The 21,660-nt window shown below is 44.8% G+C and carries 18 protein-coding genes; 7 read left to right on the forward strand and 11 right to left on the reverse strand.

Annotated elements, in window-relative coordinates:
* Positions 1 to 62: 62 nt before the first annotated feature.
* The 4 genes from N179_RS13070 (at position 63) to N179_RS13080 (ending at position 5,774) form a co-directional block, all read left to right on the forward strand.
* Positions 63 to 3,998 (forward strand): immunoglobulin-like domain-containing protein, encoded by a 3,936-nt coding sequence (locus tag N179_RS13070; RefSeq protein WP_075643008.1) that lies wholly within the window; start codon positions 63 to 65, stop codon positions 3,996 to 3,998.
* A 159-nt stretch (positions 3,999 to 4,157) separates the two neighbouring features.
* Positions 4,158 to 4,292, forward strand: a complete 135-nt coding sequence (locus N179_RS17250) for a hypothetical protein (protein WP_276327339.1) — start codon at positions 4,158 to 4,160, stop codon at positions 4,290 to 4,292.
* Positions 4,293 to 4,841: 549 nt separating this feature from the next.
* A complete protein-coding gene (locus N179_RS13075) occupies positions 4,842 to 5,057 on the forward strand; it encodes a hypothetical protein (protein ID WP_075643009.1) in 216 nt (71 codons plus the stop codon).
* A gap of 531 nt (positions 5,058 to 5,588) precedes the next feature.
* A complete protein-coding gene (locus N179_RS13080) occupies positions 5,589 to 5,774 on the forward strand; it encodes a hypothetical protein (RefSeq protein WP_055969229.1) in 186 nt (61 codons plus the stop codon).
* Positions 5,775 to 5,973: 199 nt separating this feature from the next.
* Here the strand turns inward: N179_RS13080 and N179_RS13085 are convergent, their stop codons facing one another.
* From N179_RS13085 to N179_RS13095, 3 genes are all read right to left on the reverse strand, one after another.
* Complete coding sequence (locus N179_RS13085; RefSeq protein ID WP_075643010.1) at positions 5,974 to 6,234, reverse strand: hypothetical protein; 261 nt, start codon at positions 6,232 to 6,234, stop codon at positions 5,974 to 5,976.
* Positions 6,235 to 6,397: 163 nt separating this feature from the next.
* Positions 6,398 to 8,128, reverse strand: a complete 1,731-nt coding sequence (locus N179_RS13090; RefSeq protein WP_075643011.1) for a hypothetical protein — start codon at positions 8,126 to 8,128, stop codon at positions 6,398 to 6,400.
* 458 nt (positions 8,129 to 8,586) lie between these two features.
* On the reverse strand, positions 8,587 to 10,347 hold the full coding sequence (locus tag N179_RS13095) for a hypothetical protein (protein ID WP_158024765.1): 1,761 nt from the start codon (positions 10,345 to 10,347) through the stop codon (positions 8,587 to 8,589).
* Positions 10,348 to 10,632: 285 nt separating this feature from the next.
* Here N179_RS13095 and N179_RS16965 point away from each other — a divergent pair, with 285 nt between their 5' ends.
* Positions 10,633 to 10,806, forward strand: coding sequence for a hypothetical protein (locus tag N179_RS16965; protein WP_158024766.1), 174 nt, complete (start codon positions 10,633 to 10,635; stop codon positions 10,804 to 10,806).
* A gap of 102 nt (positions 10,807 to 10,908) precedes the next feature.
* Entirely contained in the window at positions 10,909 to 11,703 is a 795-nt protein-coding gene (locus tag N179_RS13100) for a YheC/YheD family protein (protein ID WP_479723699.1), read from the forward strand.
* Between the two features lie 119 nt (positions 11,704 to 11,822).
* On the opposite strand, the gene N179_RS17290 is transcribed toward N179_RS13100, so the two are convergent.
* The 6 genes from N179_RS17290 to N179_RS13125 form a co-directional block, all read right to left on the reverse strand.
* Positions 11,823 to 11,963: a JAB domain-containing protein gene (locus N179_RS17290; RefSeq protein ID WP_083639949.1), complete on the reverse strand. Its 141-nt coding sequence runs from the start codon at positions 11,961 to 11,963 to the stop codon at positions 11,823 to 11,825.
* Between the two features lie 71 nt (positions 11,964 to 12,034).
* Positions 12,035 to 12,238, reverse strand: a complete 204-nt coding sequence (locus N179_RS17170) for a hypothetical protein (RefSeq protein WP_244150241.1) — start codon at positions 12,236 to 12,238, stop codon at positions 12,035 to 12,037.
* 129 nt (positions 12,239 to 12,367) lie between these two features.
* Entirely contained in the window at positions 12,368 to 15,109 is a 2,742-nt protein-coding gene (locus N179_RS13110; protein WP_075643014.1) for an Ig-like domain-containing protein, read from the reverse strand.
* Between the two features lie 831 nt (positions 15,110 to 15,940).
* On the reverse strand, positions 15,941 to 17,284 hold the full coding sequence (locus tag N179_RS13115) for an Ig-like domain-containing protein (RefSeq protein ID WP_143404479.1): 1,344 nt from the start codon (positions 17,282 to 17,284) through the stop codon (positions 15,941 to 15,943).
* A 230-nt stretch (positions 17,285 to 17,514) separates the two neighbouring features.
* A complete protein-coding gene (locus tag N179_RS13120) occupies positions 17,515 to 17,922 on the reverse strand; it encodes a hypothetical protein (RefSeq protein ID WP_035395896.1) in 408 nt (135 codons plus the stop codon).
* A 73-nt stretch (positions 17,923 to 17,995) separates the two neighbouring features.
* Positions 17,996 to 19,231, reverse strand: coding sequence for a UDP-glucose dehydrogenase family protein (locus N179_RS13125; protein ID WP_075643016.1), 1,236 nt, complete (start codon positions 19,229 to 19,231; stop codon positions 17,996 to 17,998).
* Positions 19,232 to 19,341: 110 nt separating this feature from the next.
* On the opposite strand from N179_RS13125, the gene N179_RS13130 reads away from it, so the two are divergent.
* Positions 19,342 to 19,590, forward strand: coding sequence for a DUF1129 domain-containing protein (locus N179_RS13130; RefSeq protein ID WP_244150242.1), 249 nt, complete (start codon positions 19,342 to 19,344; stop codon positions 19,588 to 19,590).
* A 62-nt stretch (positions 19,591 to 19,652) separates the two neighbouring features.
* On the opposite strand, the gene N179_RS13135 is transcribed toward N179_RS13130, so the two are convergent.
* Positions 19,653 to 20,084: a helix-turn-helix domain-containing protein gene (locus tag N179_RS13135; RefSeq protein ID WP_023469473.1), complete on the reverse strand. Its 432-nt coding sequence runs from the start codon at positions 20,082 to 20,084 to the stop codon at positions 19,653 to 19,655.
* Between the two features lie 122 nt (positions 20,085 to 20,206).
* Positions 20,207 to 21,640, reverse strand: coding sequence for an SdrD B-like domain-containing protein (locus N179_RS13140; RefSeq protein ID WP_075643018.1), 1,434 nt, complete (start codon positions 21,638 to 21,640; stop codon positions 20,207 to 20,209).
* Between the last annotated feature and the right edge of the window lie 20 nt (positions 21,641 to 21,660).

A 21,660-nucleotide genomic window follows, 5' to 3' on the forward strand; every position in this document is an offset into this window, starting at 1 on the left:
AATTTCAACACCTGAGAGCCATTCATTTGCCTGGACACTATACTTTCTAGGGAGGTTTGGTCATGCGAAAGAGTCTCATCGTTCTTCTCTGTCTGTTACTTTCCTTCCCCGCCTCGTTCCAATCCGTTACTGCCGCTAAATCAAGTAGCGTTAAAAAAGTATACCGTCCTACATCGACCGTGCATTATGGCGGTGACGTGTTTGCGGTCAAACCCCTTTCTCCACCGAAGACCGTCCGTGTCAAACTTGCGAACGGTAAAAAAGTAAAACGATCCGTAAAGTGGACTAGTGTTCGCTTCGATAAAAAAATGATTGATCGAAAACAAAAAATTAAAGGGAATGTTGCGGGAACCTCTAAGAGTGCCTATTGGTACGTTACGATTAAAAATTATCCGAAATCGATTCTCCCTCCTGTCGTCAAGACGGTCGGTAAAAATCAATCGACTAAACTTCCAGAACGATTATCGACGATTTTCGCTGGTGGACAGCGCTATTCGTATCCACTCAAATGGACACGTACGACGACTGCGTCCTTCGGGAAGAAAAGCGTGAAGTATACAGCGGTTGGACGCAACGTCTTGATTGCCGGAAAAAATACATTACGCGTCTCAGACGTCAAGCATGAAAACGTAAAATATACGCCGTTTGAAAGTGGTCGCCGATTACTTGTCACCGGTCGTATCCTCTATCCAGCAAAGGGTATGACACATCATCTGTATCTGATCGACGACAAAGACCGTGTATCCATGTATCCGTTAAAGCGTGATCGACAAGGATACTTCCGAATTGAAACGAGCGTATTACCAGTCGGTCGCTATGATGTCTCGATTTTAAGTGGGTCGCAAAATGCAGCGTCTTCGACCGTAACGATTCGAAACGTCGTCACCCCTCCAACACCAGACGACTCACGCAAAATCTTGAAGGCAGTACTCGCCGGCATCACGATTCCAAGTCCACTCCTTCAAAATATCCAGCTGCCACAAGTAGAAGGTGCCACATTTAGTATTCGTTCCACCGATAGTAATTTATCGCCTACCGGACAAGTCACTCGAACGGATCAAGAACGGGACGTCGCGTTTACGATCGTTGGGAAATTGAATGGTCTTGAAGAAATACGCTCCTTCTCGGGCATCACGGTTCCAAAACGTGATCTGACGGACGAGGAACTGATCGATTTCACACTCGACAAATTCAAACTGGCAAGTCCGTTGACGAAGGATATTCAGTTACCACAAACAGAGGGCATCTCGTTTCAATTGTTGTCTTCAAACGAAAAAGTCGTCACACCGGACGGTAAAGTACGCCGTGACCTGGCGGACCAACTCGTCACGCTTACACTGAAAGCGTCAAAAGGCAGTCTCGAAAAATCACGTCTCTACTCGAATATCACTGTTCCTAAAGTCGATAATGCGACGGAATTGTTCTTAGACGACTACTTGAGTCGCCTGACATTCCCGAATCCTTTAACAAGAGATTTAGTCTTACCTGCCGCTACGGGAACGACACTTTCTCTGACGTCTTCACTTCCGGATGTCCTCTCATCGACCGGGAAAGTGACACGCGATCTGACCGACCACTCCCTCTCTTTCCTTGTCTCTGCGACAAAAAATGGCGTGACACGAACACGCAGTTTTTGGAACTATCAAGTCCCAAAACGAGATACAGCAATCAATGAATTATTGACAGACTACTTGAATAAGCTCAACATTCCAAGTATATTGACGCGTGATGTAAGTCTTCCAACAGTAGAGGGAATTCAAACGACTCTTTCTTCAACCAATACCTCTATCTTGTCAAATACAGGTCAGATCATCCGTGGTCAAATGGATAAAATCGTGTCACTTACAGTCATCGCGACGAAAGATGGAGTCACTAAGTTGCGTACTTTTTCGAACTTGACGATTCCAAAGAAAGAGAATGCGACAGCTGACCTGCTTGATGATTACTTGAAAACGGTCGAAATCCCGTCACCTTTGACGGCTGATTATTACTTGCCGACCCCGATGACACCGGGAATCGAAACATCTCTCTTTTCAACGAACACAGCTGTCCTTTCGAATACAGGAAGCGTTACACGTGGTCTGACGGATCAGATTGTCTCCGTGACAGTGACAGCCTCAAAAGACGGGGTCATTCGTAAGAAAGAGTTTCCGCTGATCACAATTCCGAAACAAGATGTATTACCAGATGCTTTGATTGACACTTATTTAAATCAAGTCGAGATTTCTAGTCCGCTGAATCAAAACATTCAGCTGCCTCTTGCACCTGAAGGAATGACTGCTTATTTGACCTCTTCTCAGCCTAATGTTGTCGCAACGTCAGGCGTGATTAAACCTGCAGACACTGCTCAAACCGTTACGGTCAGTGTGACGGCTATGCTAAACGGTGTTTCAAAGACGAGGATGTTTTCAAATCTTTCAGTACCCGCACGGTCTCTGACAGTCTTAGAAGAACTGACGAATTATATAAATAGCCTTTCCCTACCGACATCACTCGTAAATAATCTTTCATTGAACCCACCTGCAGGTATAACCGTTAGCATCGAGTCCTCCGCTACTTCGCTGTTGTCTAGTACCGGAATCCTGACACCGGATATTATTGATCAAGAGACTGATGTTACGGTCATCGCCTCGAAAAATGGAATATCGCTCTCGAAACAATTTGGAGACATTTCAGTACCGAAACGCGGATTGACTGATTCAGAATTCTTGAAGCAGTACCTCAATCAACTGTCGGTTCCTTCTTTAATAACTGAAAAGCTTAAATTGATTGATGAGGCGAATGCTGAAGGAATTAAAGTGACTTTGTTGTCCAGTAATCCTGCGGTTCTTTTAAGTGACGGATCCATCGATCCAGCTGCAACCAACACTACTTTATCGTTAACAGTGACTGCTGAGAAAGGAACTGCTACGGAGAGCAAAACCTTTAATCAGCTAACGGTTCCGATGAAAAATCCATCTCCTGCTGACATTGTCCAGTCTTATCTTGATAGCCTGAGCATTCCAAACATTTTAACGAATAATCTGGTTCTTCAAGCACCAACTGGAATCACTGTTTCGATTAAATCCGACAAGCCTTCCGTTGTAGCAAGTGGCGGAGTCGTCACTCAAGGTATCGTTGACGAAGTCGTCGATATCACAATAACTGCGACGAAAGACGGCATTACTAAAAATCGAACGATTACAGGCATCAAAGTTCCCTTGAGTCCAACAAAATTAGTAGATAAGGCGTTACAAGATCTCTCCCTCAATTCACTAACAGATTTGACGTCTTCCATCAGTTTGCCGACTCAAATCAATGGATTACCAATCACGTGGAAATCGAGTAATACGAACATCATCAGTAATACCGGTACTATCATTCCGACCGTTTCGTCACAGGCGTTCTCTTTGACGGCATGGATCACGAAAGACGGCATACTAAAGAGCAAGACATTCGATGGAACGCTTGCCGGGAATCTCAGCCTCATCCTTAAAGAAGATCTCGCTCGCATCGCAGCTGTTAGTCCGACATTGAATGTATACCTTGACTTAAAGTTACCGACGACGTTGAACGGCATACCACTTACGTGGAAATCAAGCAATGAAAGTCTTTTAACGAGTCTCGGAATCGTAAAAAATCGATCACAAATTACGCCTTTCACGCTTTCTGCGACGACTGGTAATACTTCAAGTATCTTGTCGCTCGCTATGCAAGATACTCAGACATCCTTACTTTCAAGCTTACTGAATGTCCTCGGAGGCATCGTCAATCCGATCGTCGATTCACTCTCGATAGGCAAGTCAGCGTCACTTCCTCAAAGCTATGGTGGCCTCCTTGGTATTGGTGCAAAACCAATCACTAATTGGACATCTTCTCATCCAGACATCGTGACGATTCAAGGAAATCAAGCTGTCGTAACGCCAGACAAGTACGAACGTCTTGTCGTTTTATTCGCAACATTCGATGATGTTCCAAAGCCAGTACCATTCCTCGTTAAGATTCCAGCTAAAAAATAAGCCTCTCTTCTCCCTCTGTATGCGTGCCGGTACAGAGGGAGTTTTTTTATGTACTCTCTCCACATTGATGTTTTTAAAAACCTCATTTCTTTATCATTTAAAACTGAAATATATCCATTAACTTCCTTGCTATACTACAGAAAAAGAAGGCGTTTTGCGATGAAAAAAAGTATGACATGGACAACACTCGTGACGCTCGGTCTCAGTAGCGTGATCTATCTCTCGCCTGTTGAAGCAGCGACGGACGAATTCACGGTAGAAACGAAAAACATCAACACACGGACGGAAGTCTAGAAAGGAAAGGCACCTGCCGGATCAATCGTTGTCTTACAATCGGACGACACAGAGGAAGAAGATCTACAAGAAATCGCCCATGCAAAAGCGGATACGAATGGGAACTATTCAATCGAGTTACCCGAAGAGGGATTGATTGGCGAGGATTTTTACGACTACCATCAATCTGATTCCGAAGAGTATGACTATGATTAAGAGGACGAAGATAGCTCTGCCGAGGTCACACCGAACTACTTCCTTGAAGTCGTAAGCGTTGATGATTACACGGGCGATGACGATGGAATGGGCGATGGCTAGGATGAGTATTACTTAACGCGCGCCACTTCTTACGGTGATAACAATGGAGGAGATGATGGCGACGAACCCGGTGATGGTGATGATGAAGGGGACGAGCCAGGAGAGGATGATGGCGATACAACGGAAGAGCCACAAGATCCGATTTCATACGACTTCGCTCCAATTGACCTCACAGTTCGTACGTTTATTCCAAAAGCAGCAACTGTCGATACTAAAACACTGACACGTACGACTCGGACTGTAACCGGGTCTGTGTCGAACAAGGATGTTCGTGTAGAAGCTTACGTCTACCATAAGTCGAGTAAATCATGGAAATTGCTCGGTAAGGCGAAGCCACGCAGCAACGTTTCGTATAAAATGTCGATCAATAAGAAATTGTACAAGAAAGATGCGAGCGTTGACTTCTACGTCGTCGGGAATCGTGATGCAGATGGTTTCAGTAAAGCGATTCGAAAAAAATATAAGTAAATTGGAGTAGTAGAAAGGAAGTGCGACATCGATACGTCGTGCTTCCTTTTTACACTTTTCTTTCTCGATATGCGATTACATACGTCACCTATCATCTACAAGTTGTTTAAAAAGCATATCAAAAACAAATTACTCAAAAACACGTTTCCATAAAAAGTTAATCGAAGCCTATAATTAAAGATTTTTTCCTTTAAACTAAAGAAGGTTACATTATTTGGTTTTAAACCAAATTTAATTCCTCAATTTTCTAATTAAAAGGAGCTATTATTCATGAATCGTTTAACACGTTACCTACCTTCTTTGGCTGTGATTATCTTTAGTATCCTTGTCTTCTTATTACCCTTCCGTTGATTCACCTCCCAATGTCAGATACTATGAAAAAACTGTCTCGACATGCGTCCAGGCAGTTTTTTATAGTATCTTTAGTTCCCTTCGTGTTCATAGTTCATCGCCAAAACGCTAAATCTTTTGATATGTTATACTAAATATTGTAAACGCATCAAATATACCAGACCTTTAAGGAGTGAACGTATGTCGAATCGAAAAAAAGACTATCTGATTTCTTCATTGATCGTCCTCTTCGCATCCATCGTCATCTTCACACTCGATTTACCGAAAGGAACTAGCTTTGCTGCGATTCTGATTGTCGTGATTTTCTCCGTTTTCTTATACGAGTTTCGTATGCTCACTCAAAATAAGACAAAGTATAAAAATTAATTTGTTTCTATACAGTATGATTATGAAAAATAACAAACGACCTAAGTTCTTTGTACAAAAGTAACTCAGGTCGTTTGCTATTTCTGCTTATATTTAATTCAGATTAGTAATTTAGAAAATATGTATTTGTGATGAAAAATTCGTCTGTATATAACATCTGCAATGTTCATCTTACATACGATCGAAATCGTGCGGCTCTTTAAACACTCGCTAAAATCAATTCACGTGTCCAATCAATCGCACTGCTTTCTTCTCCAAAAAACTTATAATAGTAATAGACGATTTTTCTGATCAACCAACGTAAGAACCCACTAATCATGCGGATGACGAATCCCAACAAGCCGATTCGCCAAAGGATGAAGCCGCCGACTATAAGAAATACGAAACAGCCGCATCCCACTGGTCCTGTCAGTCTTAAGATAATCGCTAGAATGATGATTCCGATGATGACGTAAAGCATATGATCGTTCTCCTTCATCAATGTAATTTCTTTAGCCTTATTTTCCTTACTCAGCTATTCGTACTGAGCACACACGTATAAAGGCAACGCGTTTTACGTGCTATATCAGTTATCAGACAAACGGAAGATCCCATGATGAGACCTTCCGATGAACCGCTTTATATTATCGCTTACTTACAGTGATAAACTTCACGTTATCTTGTTTATCAAAGAATACTTCCACGGATAGATTTTTTAATTGATACTCATAGTAACTTTTGACCGAATACTTTGCGAACGTCTTATTGGACTTTGAAAAATGACGTGGTACGGAAGAAGAATACGTCTCGGATGTCTCAGGTTTGCCAAAGGCAGATTTAATCTCCGCTTTGGAAATCGAGCGTTTTTCAAGTGCCGGAAGCATCGTCAGCAACTCAATTCGGTTGGGCTGACTCTCTCCGTAGCGCACATACCGTGAAGCGAGAACGCTCCCTTTCCATTTTCCATTCGTGTTCGCATCCGTTTCCGGAATGAACATGCTCCCTTTCGTTCCTTTTAGTTTCGAGTACGATGATGCGAGGACCGGTAGTCCCTCGAACGACTGTTTATCGAGGAGCGACTGTCGGTGACGTTCCAACCACGGAACATCTTTTAGCGAAGATAACTTTGGCGGCGGCATGACTTTACCGGTTACTGTCGTCGTAAAGCCTTCATACGTCGCTTTTAAGGTGTATGATCCTTGTGTTTTGCCATACAGCTTTCCCGATTTGATATAGGCTTTCGTTGGATTGTCCGTCGCCCAGCTGACACCAGATTTGACGAGAACCGTTTTTCCATCCGCTCGTGTGACTTCAAGTGCTAACGTTTCAGAAGAACCACTGTCCACACTTTTATGAGCTGCTGGTATTTGGACAGCGACTGGTCGTTTGTATAGCTCTTTCCCACTATAGACATTCGTGCTGCTGTAACCTTCGACGACGATTGAGCGCGCTTCGTTACTAAGTTCAACTCTTGATTGGTATGCAAGATTTTGATCATAGTCGAGGGACGTATGAATACGCCGCCCCGTCTCCCGTTCAAATAACGAGAACGCTCGGTCGTTTCCATAAGAAGTCACCGCAATGAATTTGCCCGACTCATCGATTGAGAGATCATTGTAAGAAATGTTCTTCCCTGTCACAAACTGTCCACTCGTTTGAATCTTTCTGAACCCTCGATTCAAATCGTAGACATCAAGCTGTGGTGTGTTATTTTCTCCTATGATAAGTAATCCATCATCATTCATATCAAACGCTTCGATACTTTCCTCTTCTCTTCCATGAATGACGCCTTTATAGGAGAGATTGGATGTATAGACATTAGCATCCGACGAGGAAATGATGGCTACATGATCGCGTGCCGTCAAAATTTGACCGAATTGACTTGTTCCACGGATGTTTAAGAGTTGCTCCGAATCTAGGTCAAACGATAGCATCTTACCATCTCCGCTATTTTCGGCTAATAAAATGACCGTATGCGTATCCGGAATGAACTGAACCTCAATGAAGTCAGAAATTTCTTCTTCCTTGTTGAGAATCGTCGGTATTTCTTTGATTTTCGATCCAAAGGCGTCATAGACATGAATGATTCCTTCTGATACTGCAACACGTAGACTTTGATCATCGGACGCATCAAATCCGTCCATCGACGAGTCAACATTAGGGAGCGACTGAATACGTTCGCCATTAGAAAGATCAATCAGCTCCGGTTTTTGATAAGAAGACCATCCCCATACGAGTTCTTGTCCTTTGATGATGTTAAACTGTCCGTATAACTCAAACGAAGTCGTCATAGGGGTATCGACCTCTGCTGAGACAGGAGATGTCCCACCCAAAATTGCAATACCGCCAAGTAAAGCTATCATCGTTTTCTTCATAATTTCATCATCCTCTTCCTGTTTAACGTTCCATCCATAGTTTACCGTAATCAAAGAATGATAAAATTCCATTTTTTAAAATAAAAGATAATATTTGGTTCATCACCATAAGGTGTGGTGGACACATGAAATCCATAAGATTTTGAATCGGACATAGAAAAAAGTAAAAACCCCGGCATCGTAATTTTTACATATTGCTTTTTTCAAGATAGAATCCTGGAAATCGCTTTGCGTCACTCTTCGTCCAGTAGTATGATGCTGCCTCAACTTTGTAATCTGTATAATCACCGACACTGATACATTTCGTGAGTTAGAAGGGCTCGCGACAATCGGATATTCTTCTACAAGATTCCCGTCCTTCAATTCAAAAAATGAATACTTCTTTTTAGAAATAAAATAGCAGGTGACGTATACACACGCCACCTGCTTCATGTATTGAATTCGAAAATCCAAAAATCTTATGGTAAAGTCGTTCGCTTTCCTTTTTCAAAGGATTGCTTACTCACTGTGATGAATCGTACCGTATCCTTTTTATCAAAATAGGTTTCTACGGAGAGATCGTTCAAGCGATAGCGATCGACACGTTTGATGGTGTATTTCGCGAATGTCTTATTAGACTTTGAAAACTGATGCGAAATGGAAGGAGCGTACGTTGTTGAGGTCACTGGTTTACCAAAGACGGACTGAATCTCCTTTTTCGAAATCGAGCGCTGTTCAAGCGCTGGGAGCATCGTCAGCAACTCAATCTGATTCGGCTGATGTTCTATGGGACGTGGATATCGTGAAGCAAGGACACTTCCTTTCCATTTCCCGTTCATATTCACCTTCTCTTTCGAAAGGAACATTTTCCCCTTCGTTCCTTTAAGTTTCGCATAGGACGAGGACAGGACCGGTAAGCCTTCAAACGATTGGTAATCGAGCAGTGATTGGCGGTGACGCTCTAACCACGGTATATCTTTTAGCGACGACAGCTTCGGCGGTGCGACCACACCAGTGACAGTCGCCGTGAACCCCTCATAGGTCGCGGTTAACGTATAGTCTCCTTCTGCTTCACCGTACAGTTTCCCTGATTGAATGAAGGCTGCTTCTGGATGATCTGTCTCCCAGTTGACACCTACTTTGACGAGAGAAGTCTTTCCGTCAGCTCGCGTGACTTCAAGTGCTAACGTTTCTGAAGCCCCTCGATCTATGCGTTGACGGGCTTTCGGTATCTGAATTGCGATCGGTCGTTTCGATAATGCTTTTCCACTGTAGATGTTCGTCTGGTTAGATCCTTCGACAATGATGGAACGTGCTTTGTTACTGAGTTCAACACCTGATTGATAGGAAAAATCTTGATTGTGGTCGAGAGAAGTATAAATACGCCGTCCCGTCTCTCGTTCAAATAACGAGAAGGGGCGATCACTTCCGGACGAGGTGACCGCAATGAAGGTTCCTGATTCATCAATCGCAATGTCACTGTAGGAAACGTCACTTCCCACCACAAACTGCTGACTCGCCTGTGTCTTTTTAAGACCATGATTCAAATCGTAGACGTCGGGCTGTGGTACTCCCTGTTCTCCGATGACGAGAAGTCCCTCGTCATTCATGTCAAATGCCTCGATACCATCTTCTTCTCTCGCATGGATGACGCCTATATACGTCAAGTCAGCGGTGTAGAGATATACAGCAGACGAATAGACGACAGCAACATGATCGCGTGCGGTTAACAATTGACCGTACGGGCTCGTTCCACGACTACTAAGGAGTTGCTCCGTATCTAAATCATACGAAAGAAGTTGACAGTACCCACCATTCTTCGCTAGTAACACGACCGTATGCGTATTCGGAATGAACTGGACGTCAACGAACTTGGTAATCTTGTCTTCCTTGTCGACAATCTCTGACACTTCTTGAACCTTTGTTCCAAAAGCATTGTAGACATGAAGCACTCCCTGTTTTATCACGACATGTCGTGTTTGATCGTCCGAGACATCGAATCCTTCAATCGATGATTCCCTACCAGAGAGCGACTGAATGCGTTCTCCACTTTGAAGGTCAATCAGACTCAGTTGTTGATAGGAAGACCACTCCCAAACACGTTCTTGTCCTTTGACGATTTGAAACTGTCCCGATAACCCGAACGATCCGGTTAACGGTAGGCTGACTTCTGCTGCGACAGGTAATGCTCCTCCAAAAGATATGATTCCCCCAAGTAAAGCCATCATTATTTTTCTCATGCCTATCATCCTTTTTCGTCTAACTTTCATTCATAGTTTAACGTATTCAAGGATAATAAAATTCCATTTTTTAAAACAAAAGAAAATATTTACAATCACTTAAAATGATTTTGTCGATAAAGCGATTTCCTTTTATTTGTTAATTGGAATGCATTAAAAACGTACGTATTAAGCGAATGGAGACAAGTACGTAATCATTTTCAACTCAATTTCTCTAACCATTCTACTTTGACATGACATACAATAATGGTAATAACATGAAATATTTTAAGGGAGTTGAATCGCATGATTGTTTTATTCAACAATGTAAAATCACCTCGCATGATTCTACCAAAAGAACGATTACATCATTACATCGAATATGCTCAGCATTTAGGACAACAGGTGGCCAGTTGCACGATCGAAGATGTTGATTTTGATGCTCAAGTCATTCAAGCAGAAGTATATGATGGGAAGTGACGTCGCCAATCGATTCCGTTTCCGTCTTTACTCTTAAATGAAAACTGTGTTGTTCCTTCACAATCCGCGCATCCCGAAGAGGATCTACGTCTTCAGCAAGTCATTCCTCATTTCTTTCACCTGATTGATGATAAGTATGTGCTTCAACAAAAACTAGAAGATGCGGGATCGTGGGGAACGTTATTCATTCCAATCGAACGATTAACAGGATTCGATCAATTTCTAACACAGTTGAAGAAACACAATGTCACCATCTTAAAACCAACGAATGCATCTAAAGGAACAGGAATATATAAAATTACAAAAGCAGCGGGGGTAGGATATTCTGTAACTATTCAAGATCAGCGTCATGTGTATACCTATCAACAACTACGAACGTCGATCCTCTCGTTAATCGAACAAAGCAACTACATTATCCAGCCATTCGTAACATCACGCACGGCAAGCGGCGAAACTTTTCATCTGCGCACACACTTAGTTCGAGACGCCTCTGGTCAATGGACGATGCTCGCTTCCATTGCGGATCTTGCAATAAAAGGACGGTTTATCACGAATTTAAGTGGCTATAAGACGGAACGAGCTGACGTGTTTCTTCAATCGTTACATCCTGAAGGTTCCTTCATGCACCGTGCACTCCTTGAACAAAGTATTTTGTTGGCGAAAGCGATAGATGCCTTGTATCCCTTCACCTTGCCGGAGCTCGCTCTTGATTTTGCATTAGACGAAACATATGCCTTTCGATTCTTTGAAGCTAACACTGGACCTGAAATCATTGCTTATAAGGAAGAACGCGAACAACATCGGGCAGAAGCCTTGATTCCTTTTGCTGACGCTGTATCGCAAGCGATTGCAGGCGTTCCTATCGAGCAACGATTTGGTCGCTATTTTAAAGTTTGACAATAAAATTTCATTTCAAGTTTCAAGTCGACATACGATTCTTAGATAATCTTCTTTTCGCTGAGTAAGCTATTGTACACTTTCAGACTATTGACTTTCTTGTTGATTATAGCGACCACCTATTGTTCTTCGATCAGTGCGTCTCGATAGCGTAAAAAGTAAAAACACGTAAGCACATATGCTCCTTTCAGACGTTTCGTCATCTCGATATCTTCTTGTGATAGTTCCGTGTTATCACTTGGATGGTTGTGCCCGACCATTCATGGCGACCGTGTTAGACAGGGTTGCGATCTTCAACGTTTTTCTCGGATGGATGAGACTCGCGTTCGGGCTACTGATATGGCAGAGGTTGATTCTTTATGTCGCGGCTAGCGACGAGGAAATACTCTCGGTCGAACCTATGCAAGAACTCTTTCATAAGCGCATATCCGTCATCCGTTCTGTAGGTAGTCCGTCCTTTATAGCGGACACTCCCTTCTTTGACGAGTTTGATGCTGACGATGTCGACACGCTTTGCAGATTGACTCGGTTTCATTCTTTCTCCTCCTTTGGACATAAAAAAAGCACCCTGAGCCGCAATGGTCAGGGTGTATCAAAGGAATAATATATATTTGAAAATAAAAACAACGCCCTATCATATGATAGGGCGCTGATTAGTAAAATATTATTTTGTAGCTGTCACCACAGTTTTAGCTTCTACTGTGTTATTAGCAATGTCAGCAATGTTGATAGTAGCATCAGCCATTGCAACAGTCAATGTTTGATCAACATTGTAAGGAGCAACTGTCAACACCACTTTATTGTCGTTTGGAGTTCCATCGGCTACAGCAGATACTGTGAAGTTAACACCGTTGATTTTAACAACGAAGTCATCTTGCGTGTTAGCTGCATTAGTAACTGCCGCCAAGTTTTCACTGAATGTTACTTCGACTGTTGTTGAAGTAAGTTTCTTAGCAGAAACCAATGTTGGTTTTACGTTGTCAACTAATCCAGTAGCAATTACTTGGTTACGTGAAGCTGTGTCAAGTTTTGCACCCGCTTCAGAAACAACGCTTGATGATACTGTAAGAACAGCCGCTTGTGTACGAGCTACTGAACCTGCAGGAAGTTCGATTTTAACTGTGTTCTTAGAACCATCAAAGTATGCGATTGTTCCAGCAGGAAGAGCTTTGTTATCTAACTTGTAGTTAGAAAGATCGATAGCTGAGTTTGTCATCGGTGTTCCGAATGGAAGCGTGATAACGTTTGCTGAAGCAGTTGCTGTTACAGCAAAGTCAGTAGTCGTACCAGTAGCTTTTGTGAACGATACTGAAGTAGCAGCATTTGAGTTCAACGCTGAGTCTTTAACTGTACCTGCTCCAAGTGCAATTGTATACGCCCCTGAGAGAATTGCCCCACTTGCTGCTTGAACTGCTGTTGATTCAACTTGAAGAATTGTAAAAGCACCAGTAGAATCGGCTACAATGTTAGCATCTGATACCGTACGACGAACACCATCTTTGTCAGTAAGAATGATTTTAGAAGCATCAAGGTTACCGATCACTTCATCAAACTTGATGTTAAATACTTCATTTACAGTAGCTGAAGAATCTGCATCAACAATCTCGTTGAAACGTGTCTCAACTACAGGAGCAGTTGTATCTTTAGACAACGTTACAGATTGGTTCACTGCGTCACCAACAACATTATCAGCAACAGCTTTGAAAGCCGAGATGTTCAATGCAAGGTTAACAGAAGTTTCGCCAGTGTTGTAAAGTGCTACCCCACCATTGTTAGAAACAGTAACTGTCCATTCTTTTCCGGCTGCACCACTAACAGGAGCTGCAACAGTCAAATCAAGTCCGTTCTTCTTAGCTACAACAGTAGGTTGTGTAACTGGTTTGTTGAAAGTAATTTTGAATGTGTCTTCATCAACTTTTTCAACTTTGCTTACAGTTGGAGCTACTGTCACGTTAGAAATTGTGAAGTTTCCAGAAGTGAATGTTGTAAGGTTAGGCGTTCCAGCACCTGATGCTGCGTTAATGTTTGCAATGTCTTTAACGTTTGCAATCTGAACTGAGTAAGTTCCGTTGTCAAGGCCAGTCGCCCCACCAGAAATTACGAGTTCTTTAGAGTATGCTGACGCAGCAGCTGCTGCTTTTACAACACCATTAACTTTTACTAAACCAACTTCAGAAACGTAGTCGTTGAATGTAACTTTTAAGTCGTTACCGTCAACTTCAACTTTTTCAATTTCAGCTGCTGAGTTATCAATGAATGTGAAAGTCTTAGTGAAGTCATCAGCAAGTGGTTTTAAGTTTTTGTCAAGGATTGCTTTCTTCACTTTGACAGAAACATATGCACCATTGCTTAGTGCAGCTGTATCAGCAAGAGTAATTTTAACTTTAGTAGGATCTTTTTCATCTACAGCTACAGTGTAAGCAGTTGTAGCGAGTGCAGCTCCGTTGTTAACAGAGATTTCATAGTTAGCTTTGTTTTCAGCAGTGATTTTGTCAACGGCTTTGTTAAATTCAACAACATGATCTTTACCGTTAATCGCCTTAACTTCCTTAACCATTGGAGCTTCGATTGTGAAGTCTTTAGCAGGTGAAACTACATCTCCGATTTTAATCGCGAACGAATGTGTTCCAACTGGAATATTTTTACCAGAAGCTGTGAATTTACCGTTTTCGAGCTTACCGTCGATTGCAGGAAGTGCTTTGCTTTCGTCTTTGCCCGGGAAGATAAGAAGCTGTGCTTTTGCATCTTTCGCTGGGAATTTCACGTCAGCAGAAACTGAGAGATCATCAACTTTTACTTCGCCCATCACGTTTGTGATTTCAGCAGCTTTGACTTCATAAGCGATTGAACCCTTGATTGAAGAGTTTTTACCCATGTAGTTGTAAGAAAGCTTCATTTCGCCAGCTTTGTCTGTTTTTTCAGCCGTGAGGTTGAACGATTTAGCAGAACGAGCGATGACTTTACCGTCTTTGTATTTCACGTCGATTGTTGAAGGAAGGTTGAGTTTCTCACCAACTGCGACAGGAGCGAGCTTTGGCTCAACAACGTCAACTGGGTAGTTGTTCAACTTCACTTTGATCGAAGCTTTTTTCGTAGTACCTGAAACAGTACCAGAGATTGTTTGGTATTTACCGATGTATTTTTTGTCGTAAGAGACTTTGCCCCATTTGACTGAACGGTTTTCGTATTTCTTGTTTGAAAGCAATACTTTAACCGTTTTTGGAAGTGACAATTTTTTCACTGCGAATGTGTAACCACCGTAGTGTGAGATTGAAGCTGGGTTTGTAACAGATTTAACTGTGACTTTTGTAGCAGCATCCGCCGTAAGGCCTGGTGCTACTGCTGAAGCTGTCACTGCAAGAGCAGCTGCTGCAGCGTATAATTTGTTCGATTTCTTCGTGCCCATGTGTAAAAATCCTCCCTTAATTAAACTACTAGTTGACTTGACGACTTACCTCCAATAAAAGACAAAAGACAAACTTCAGGATCTCCTTCACCCAGCCTTTTCTCGTCCATACAATGGTAATTGAGTTGATATTTATACCAACAAAATTTCAATTGTATTTCAAATCCAAGTCAGATAAAGGAAGAAGTCTTACGTCCTGACGAAAATTGATAATTAGATAAAATAGGTAATATTAGAAACCTAATTTTTCCTTTTCTATCGAATCAGTATGTAATCGTCATTCCATATTCCTTATCGACACCTGATACTCCAATGTTTAACGATTTCTCGAAGAAAAATCGTTTTTCATGAATTTGCAGGTTAATCCCACTGTTTACCAGTTGTCTCGACCTACAAGAATAAATATACCGAAAGTGTTTCATTTCAACAACCCTAAATTTGTAACTAAAATGCAATCTAATGGTCTTATTAAAAATTTTTTACATGGTGTCTTATGGAAAATGATTTTCCGATTACCCTACCGTTAAAAAATACCTTTTTTTCGACAAAAAGTGACACGTTTTCACGACTGGGTGTCGAATGATTTTTTTATCAAAAAAGCTAGACTAACTTCTCTGCTTTTAGTCTGATTTTAAAAAACGCGGAAATGATTCGAAAGTCATGCTCCGATTTTCAATCCAAAAGAGATTAAAAAAATTTATTTTAGATGTTTTTTGATCCTTTCATCGCTTTTCCCCTGATTGTCCCCACTCACAAATTGTGTCAAAATCGTGAAAACGCATTCCTCGTCTGTTAGGAATGCGTTCTTTCTATAGATGATTAGCGAGATGATTAGCGCGTCACGTATATCTGCTTCGTTGTTTTCCCGTATTGGTTCTCAGAAGAGATAGTGATCTTTGTGCCACGCTTTGCTTTGGGAATTGAAAATGTATAGCGACCCGTTTGATTCGCTTTTTGTGTATACGTCCGCTGATTGATTGTTACTCGCACTGTAGCATTCTTCTCCGTCGTTCCGCTGACCTGTCGCGCTCCGGCTTTCACCGGATTGATTTGTAAGACTGGGAACAGGTGACTCGCTGTCATCCGGAAATGATAGTATCCGCTGTAGTACGTACTCCCAATCCGGAAGTAGTAGGTGCCTTTCGGAAGTTCGAGACTGTCCATCCATCTCCCTGGTGTCTTTTCACTTCCGCTCAGACTCCTATAATAGAGCGACTTGTTCATCGGATCCGTCCATTCAATCGTCATGGACGGATCGATCATCGTTGAGACGTCGAACGTCACCTGACTCTTTTTCGGCAGCGTCACGCGATAGTAATCGTGATGATCCTGCCACGTCAGCAGACCACTGTAGTCTTGCGCAAACAATAGACGTGTTGCTTCGAGCACTCCGTCATTCGGTTCCTGTTCATTCGTCGTTACCGGTTGCATCGCTGCCTGTACCTGATAACGACCGGTTTGTGTACTCGTCCGTGACAAGGTCAGGAAGTAAGTCCCCTCTTCTACATAAACCGTTCGACGGAATTTTCCCGGCGACTTCTCTTCACTGACGAGATAGCTTGAGAAGACGTTCTCGTTTAAACTGTCCGTCAGACTGATCGTTGCATTGCCGCGCAGGTATGTATCGATGGCTAGTGATAGCTTGCCGTTTTTTGGAACGTTCACTTGATAGATGTCTTTTTCATCTTGAGCAGACAGCATTCCACGGACCGCTTGCTGAAACGGTAAGACTTGCGCTTCTAGCGTACCGTTGTTCGGTTCCTGATCATCCGTCGTGACGGTCTCTGCTGTCGCACGAAGCGTGTAGGCTGCCGGTCGCTTACTTAAAATGTATTCCGATACGACGAGACGGTAGTTGCCCGGCTCCACGTATTCAGACAGGACAGCTTGTGCCGGTCTGACGCCGTCACTCGTTAAACTCTGATAGAGAACTTGTTTACCACGTTCATTCTGTAAGGTCACACGTGTATTTTCACCGAACCCACTGATGTCGACAGTCAACTTACTCGGACGCGTCACGGTGACATCGTACTTCGCTGACTCGTTGGCCTTTAGTACACCAGATACCGGTTGATCCCATACGAGTGGACCGTCCGCTTCGACCGCACCACCTGACCAGATCATCAGTAGTAAGCTCAGCACACTCGCTCGCCCGATCATACGTATTCTATTCATCGCCTTCACTCCTCGTTTTTAGGTCATGCCTTCCTCAGTATACGAAACGGACCGATAAAGGAGATTTGTTCTTTTCAGGAGAATGGGAACCGGTTCTTAAAAATCAGCGTTAACAAAAAAAGAAAGCCACGCAGGCTTTCTTTTTAAAGTCGATTTGCTAGTATTCGCCTGACCACAGCGTTCTTCTCTGACGAGTCAGCTACCTTACAATAGACCCTTTCTTATAAAACTCACGGTAGAGCATACATCGACTTTTCCAGTGCTTCAAGAAATGGACGCTCCGCAAAGGCATGACTCCGTTCTGCTGTGACGACGATCGTCTCCTTCTCGCGTTTAAAACGAACCGGTAGCCCTTCCGCAATCCAGTCGAGCTGGGCTTGCATCTTTTGGCGGATGCTGCCTCCCTTGCGTTCCGCTTCCATGAACTGACGTATGTACTGCAAGACATAGCCGAATCCGAACTCGATCGGAATTCGGAGTTCCGTTCCCCGTTGACGGATCCGGATCAGCCCTGCCCCGTAATGGACGGCACGTTCCCACTCTTCGTTCTGTCGTTGATTCCATCCGGGATATAACACGTGTGCCTCGAGCGCTCCTTTGGGACCGCTCGGTTGAACTGCGAAATAATCGATTTGCATGTCGCCTCGTCCTTTCATCTATCAAAATAGGGATGACACCATGACTGGTCTCATCCCTAATGACAGGTCGCACTTAGCGTTTGTTCGAAAATTCTTTTCCCGGACGTCCGATTGCTTCATAGGCGACGCCTGCTGGGGCATCAACGTACTGCCAACAGTTCCGTCCGTCGATCAAGCGTGGCGTCTGCATGACGCGCGTCAACAGTTCCGGCGCCATCGTCTTCATCTCCGGCCACTCCGTCATGATGACGGCGACGTCCGCTCCGCGTAACGCTTCTTCAAGCGTTGACTTTTGGTCAAGCAATGTCCGCGCTGCCGGGTCATACCCAGCAACGACGACACCAAGTTGCTCGAGTCGTTCCGCGAGGCGCAAAGCCGGTGCGTCCCGTAAATCGTCCGTGCCCGGCTTAAAAGCAAGCCCGAGCAGCGCGACACGCATCCCCCGCTCTGGACGGACCTTCGCGAGGACGTAATCGAGCTGGGCTTCGTTCGTCCGGTCAGCTGCTTCGATGACGTGCAGCGTCGTCTCGTGCGTTCGCGCAAGCGTCGTCAATGCGGCGATGTCTTTCGGGAAACAAGACCCACCGTAACCGGCACCTGCTCGTAAGAAAGCAGAACCGATCCGAGGATCGAGTCCGATCCCGTGGGCGACTTCCGTCACGTCGGCACCGACTGCATCCGCAAGCCGGGCGATCTCGTTAATGAAACTGATTTTGACGGCGAGGAAACTGTTCGCCGCATATTTCGTCAACTCCGCTGTCGTTGAATCAACGACGACGACCGGAGCTGTCGTTTGAAATAACTGCTCGACCGTTTTTGCAAAAGTGGCATCCGTCGTCCCGATGATTAGACGGCTCGGCTGACGGTTGTCCGCGAGGGCCGTTCCTTCACGCAGGAACTCCGGCACCATCGCGAAGCGTAACGTCGGGTGCTCGTCTTGCAGGCGGGCCGTTGTTCCCGGTGGTACCGTCGACTTGACGATGACACTCGCTCCCGGACGTGTTTCTTCAATCAAGCGTGCGACCGCTTCGACAGCCGATAGATCACAGCTACCGTCTGCTCGTTCCGGAGTCCCGACGGCAATCAAGTACAAGTCGGACGCCGGATAGTCCGTCGTGAACGTCAGGCGGTCGCGATTGAGGCGAAGTGCGTCTTCGATTCCTTCTTCGGTGATCGGTGCGATCCCTTGCGCTAACCGTTCCATCCGTTCTGCATTCAAGTCGACACACGTCACCTCATGTCCGTTTTCTGCGAGTCCGATCGCGGTGACGAGTCCGACATATCCTGTCCCAATCACTGTTGCTTGCATCTCCATCACGTCCTTGTCCATTTTTCTCTGTCTTCACTATACGGGAGGAAAGCCGATTTGTGCATCGAAAAAGCTTTCCGAATACGCTATACTGAGTACGGAATGGAGGAATGCATGTGGCGATCATCATTTTTAGCCTCATTTGTCTCTTCGCGTATCGGATCCGTAAGCTTCCAGAAGTCCTGCGGTCGATTTTACTCGTCCTTGGTTTAATCAGTGGATGGTTCGCGTTATTTGAGATCATTGGATATATCGAAGCCAATCCGTACTTGGCGGTCATCCCGATCGCACTCGGGCTCGGCTATTGGTACTGGAAACGTAAACAACGTTCCGTCAAAAAGACGCCTTCGGATCAGTGAAGGCGTCTTTTCCTCTTACATACGAAAGCGCACAAGGGAGATACCCCTACGTGCGCTTTGCTTTAGGATTGTTGTTTACGTTCCATCGACGCGATCTGTTCCTCGATATCGAGTAACTTCAATTCGTGTTCGAGCTCGAGGCGACGTTTCTTCCGTTTTAAGCGGGCGAGTTCTGCTTCCATTGAAGCTTTCGAGGCTTCCGGTGTTGCCGTCGTTTCACTCGATTGCATCGTCGCTTGGAGTGGATCAAAGACGTTCGACTTCGCGAACTGGGCTGCTTCCGGTCCGAACATATCTTGGATGATCGGGAGAATCTTGTTCAATGCGGTTCCCGGAATCTGTGATTTCTCATCGACTAACCGTTTCAACGCCAATTCATCGACACGGTACCCTTTGCCGTCCTGCTCCGCGTGCAATTCCCCTGTCCGAATCCAGCGCCGGACCGTCTCTTCCGATACCCGTAATAATTCACTGATCTGTTTTGTCGTTAACATCGAATCCCTCTTTCCTGTGATTTGATACTACCATTATGCGCATATGTGTGCGTGTGTGTCAATCAACACACATCCATTCACAAAAAAGAACGCCTCCACTCAAGAGACGTTCCATCTAAACCTTATCGTTTTCGGACAAGCAACCATAATCCGACGACGGCACTCATGCCACCGACGACCGCAAACGGAAACGGCTTGCCTTCCCCTGCTTGCGGTAGACGTTCCGCTGTAACGCTTGGAGTCGACGTAGTATCCGCTTTTGCTGCGACCGGTGCTGTCGATTTGACCGGACTAACGACTTTCGTCGGCGTTTCCTTGACCGGTTCAACAGGTGGAGCGAGTTCGACGGCAACCATCGTTCCGCCACCATCGCGTGTTAGATCAAGGACGGCGTCGACCGATTGACGCTTCAAGTGTTTCAAGAGGTGTGCCTGAGCATCTTTCGCCTCACTCATGTCCTCTTCAAACGCAATGTAATCGAGGTGATGCATCGCTTTGACTGTATAACCAGCAGGCGCTTTGACTTTTAGGATGTACGTGCCGACCGGGAGGCTGTCTCCTGATAAAACCTGATCATCCCCTTCGTCTTCAAACGTCCATGCCGTTTCACCCGTGACGGTATCCAGTAACGTGTACGTCATCGGGACGGTCTCTTCTTTTTCCTGCGGCTGTTGGTCCCCATTTGCGTCGACGAAGTTTGTCAGTGTTAAGAAGTGCGACGGCTCCGTCATCTCGTCCCCTTCCGTCATGCCGGCATCGATGACCCGGACGTCCCCTGCCTGGATCGTCACGTTCGTCGTTCCGAACGTGTTGACATCTGAATCCTGATGCGGCTTCGTGAACGTATACAAACCGATGTCATAACCATCGATCTTGACTTGATACGTCCCCGGTGTCACCTGTTCGAATATGTAGTTCCCTTGTTCCGTGATGGCCATGTCCGTGACGTCGCCACGTGGCGTGATCAAGAAGACACTCACGTCATCAAGAAGGGCTTCTGTCTCTTGGCGAATCCCGTCTTCGTTTGCGTCATACCAGACCGTTCCCGTAATTTGCCCCTTCGTCGCCTTGACGTTCGTCGCAGGAGCTGGTTTTGTTTCTGTGACCGGCTTTTCCTTTGTCGGCGTCGTCGGTTTTGATTGATTCGGTGTAACCGGTTGTGTATCCGGTTTGACGTCTGGTTTAACTTCTGGTTCCGTGACCGGTTCTTCCGGTGTCCCAGGATCATCCGTTGCCGGCTCCTCCGCGTCGACTTTCGGAAACTCAAGGATAATCGATTGCTGTGTCGTTGGTTCCGTGACGACGATCCGTGGTGCCGTCTCTGCTGTGAACGTCACCGTCGGATGCGCAGTGATATCGATGCCACTTCCCGTCAAACCGTCTGAGAACGCAAGCGCCGTCTCACTCGTCACATCGACGATTCCTTCTCCCGTGAAGGTCAACGTATACGGTCCTGTCCCGCTTGCTGTCACGTCCCATTTCGATTCGGCTTGGACCGGAGCGATGCCCGTCCCACTCCACATCAGGAGTAACAAAAAGATGATGATTTTTTTCATGGTGTCTCATTCAGCTCCGT

Source organism: Exiguobacterium indicum HHS 31, from assembly GCF_001939065.1.
Classification (GTDB): domain Bacteria; phylum Bacillota; class Bacilli; order Exiguobacteriales; family Exiguobacteriaceae; genus Exiguobacterium_A; species Exiguobacterium_A indicum.

Bases quoted from the DNA above. Each gene is read 5' to 3' on its own strand.
- N179_RS13070 (WP_075643008.1), top strand. From the start codon at position 63: ATGCGAAAGAGTCTCATCGTTCTTCTCTGTCTGTTACTTTCCTTCCCC.
- N179_RS17250 (WP_276327339.1), top strand. From the start codon at position 4,158: ATGAAAAAAAGTATGACATGGACAACACTCGTGACGCTCGGTCTCAGT.
- N179_RS13080 (WP_055969229.1), top strand. From the start codon at position 5,589: ATGTCGAATCGAAAAAAAGACTATCTGATTTCTTCATTGATCGTCCTC.
- N179_RS13085 (WP_075643010.1), bottom strand. From the start codon at position 6,234: ATGCTTTACGTCATCATCGGAATCATCATTCTAGCGATTATCTTAAGA.
- N179_RS13090 (WP_075643011.1), bottom strand. From the start codon at position 8,128: ATGAAGAAAACGATGATAGCTTTACTTGGCGGTATTGCAATTTTGGGT.
- N179_RS13095 (WP_158024765.1), bottom strand. From the start codon at position 10,347: ATGAGAAAAATAATGATGGCTTTACTTGGGGGAATCATATCTTTTGGA.
- N179_RS16965 (WP_158024766.1), top strand. From the start codon at position 10,633: ATGATTGTTTTATTCAACAATGTAAAATCACCTCGCATGATTCTACCA.
- N179_RS17290 (WP_083639949.1), bottom strand. From the start codon at position 11,963: ATGGTCGGGCACAACCATCCAAGTGATAACACGGAACTATCACAAGAA.
- N179_RS17170 (WP_244150241.1), bottom strand. From the start codon at position 12,238: ATGAAACCGAGTCAATCTGCAAAGCGTGTCGACATCGTCAGCATCAAA.
- N179_RS13110 (WP_075643014.1), bottom strand. From the start codon at position 15,109: ATGGGCACGAAGAAATCGAACAAATTATACGCTGCAGCAGCTGCTCTT.
- N179_RS13115 (WP_143404479.1), bottom strand. From the start codon at position 17,284: ATGAATAGAATACGTATGATCGGGCGAGCGAGTGTGCTGAGCTTACTA.
- N179_RS13120 (WP_035395896.1), bottom strand. From the start codon at position 17,922: ATGCAAATCGATTATTTCGCAGTTCAACCGAGCGGTCCCAAAGGAGCG.
- N179_RS13125 (WP_075643016.1), bottom strand. From the start codon at position 19,231: ATGCAAGCAACAGTGATTGGGACAGGATATGTCGGACTCGTCACCGCG.
- N179_RS13130 (WP_244150242.1), top strand. From the start codon at position 19,342: ATGCATGTGGCGATCATCATTTTTAGCCTCATTTGTCTCTTCGCGTAT.
- N179_RS13135 (WP_023469473.1), bottom strand. From the start codon at position 20,084: ATGTTAACGACAAAACAGATCAGTGAATTATTACGGGTATCGGAAGAG.
- N179_RS13140 (WP_075643018.1), bottom strand. From the start codon at position 21,640: ATGAAAAAAATCATCATCTTTTTGTTACTCCTGATGTGGAGTGGGACG.